Source organism: Lysobacter terrae, assembly GCF_054782215.1.
The window spans coordinates 1-1,151 of the sequence record NZ_BAAGSX010000014.1 but is presented as its reverse complement, the minus strand read 5'-3'; the positions used below and the strand labels follow the sequence as shown (position 1 = coordinate 1,151).

At 55.0% G+C, this 1,151-nt stretch carries 2 protein-coding genes; both read left to right on the top strand.

Going from position 1 to position 1,151, the window contains the following annotated elements:
* A partial coding sequence (locus ACYVJ8_RS17695) for a hypothetical protein (RefSeq protein WP_460714905.1) occupies positions 1–274 on the top strand: 274 nt, incomplete at its 5' end.
* A complete protein-coding gene (locus ACYVJ8_RS17690) occupies positions 271–840 on the top strand; it encodes a hypothetical protein (protein WP_460714903.1) in 570 nt (189 codons plus the stop codon). The genes ACYVJ8_RS17695 and ACYVJ8_RS17690, both read left to right, overlap by 4 nt.
* The last annotated feature ends 311 nt before the right edge of the window (positions 841–1,151 follow it).

Below are 1,151 nucleotides of genomic sequence, written 5' to 3'. Positions count from 1 at the left end.
CGACCCGCTCGCAGAAGCCATCCTGGGCTTCGGCCTGCTCACGAAGCGGCAGCAGCGCATCGTGGTGCGAGTGATCCAGCAACTGTTGTTTGCGCCGGGGCAGCAGAAGCAAACTGGGGTCAGTGCCGACTTTCTCGCCCTTTATCAAAGTGCACTCTGCCCCATGCTCCATGCCTCCTCTTCATCCAGTTCCCGTCATTCAAGTGGGCTTGGCGGTGCCATGTGGATGCTTGAGAATCCCTGCGAGCAAAGGTGGCAGAGAACAGCGCATTGAACATCGAACAATTGAATGAAGAACTAGATGGGCGAGGAGTGCTTATTGTTCACTTCTCGCATCATGCGAACATGCGAGCTGGCGGCGTTTTTCCGAATGACTTGCAGAACGCCATCGCGAACCGTGATAAGTGGGGTCTGTCGTGTTGTGCGATCTGGCCGGGGCATCAAATGCCGTTGCCGGGCGATGTCGGCGTTATCTTCAGGCCACAATCTACGAGCCACATCATAACGGTCTCTAACGGAGACTCTGGTTCGGCACGAATGGCCGATGGGTCCTATGGGTCGCTAGGAGAGAGTCCTTCTTGGGATGCAGTCCAAAGAAGCTTTGACGTCAACTTTGATCAGTACAACGAGTGGCTGCTTCAAGGAGCTGATGTCACCGGCATCTTTGTCGCCAATCCGAATCTGATACAGGCAAAGAAATGTCAGGTGCTCCAGGCGGAAGGCCTGGCGCCGATCTACGAAATATTTCCAGCGATCATTGATCTTGCAGAAATCTTTGCAGAGTTTCCTGCGATGCCGGTCTATACGATGTCTGATCGCGGGGTTGTAAGAATCCGGTGATGAACGGGCAGCACATTGCATCTGCGCGGACTGCGATGACAGATCGGTAGGTAGTAGGTTGGGGGACAGAGTGCCTTCTCAGAGTCGGGGGGGCAGAACCCTCGTGTGAGATGTATAGGCAGTAGATCCATAGTCTGTTGATCAAAGCCAGCTCCGCCGACAGCATTAAGTACATCTCAGGCGACGCCCGAATGGGCAACCCACGCCGATCGAGGAGTACAAGCAATGGGCGGTTCTAGAGCTGCTACATCCGGCAACTTGCGCATCACCCGTTACATGCAACCGGGCGATACGTTCTCCGTCGAATCGGC